Origin of the sequence: Bacillus sp. SIMBA_005, from assembly GCF_046535585.1 — a bacterium.
Taxonomy (GTDB): Bacteria; Bacillota; Bacilli; order Bacillales; family Bacillaceae; genus Bacillus; species Bacillus pumilus.
On the sequence record NZ_JAWRWI010000842.1, the window covers coordinates 1 to 251 of the forward strand.

Here is a 251-nt window from a genome sequence, read left to right on the forward strand (position 1 = left end):
CCATCCTCATGAACGGCGATGAAGAGGGCAACATCGTGCGCGTGCCCGTCAACGTCGACATGGACATCATGGATGCCCGCGAGGACGAGCGCTGGGGCGTGTTCCAGACGGCCTACGAGAACGCGAAGTACGTTCCCGCGGTACCGAACTGGACCCCGTTCCGCCAGATGCAGGCCGAGGCTCTGAACACGATCTGGGCCGATTGCGGCGCGGACGTGCAGGCAGCGATGGAAGAGCTCGACACCAAGATG

1 protein-coding gene is annotated in these 251 nt (G+C 63.3%); it reads left to right on the forward strand.

What is annotated here, in order from left to right; all coding sequences use genetic code 11:
* A partial coding sequence (locus SB660_RS22450) for a hypothetical protein (protein WP_410584686.1) occupies positions 1 to 251 on the forward strand: 251 nt, incomplete at both ends.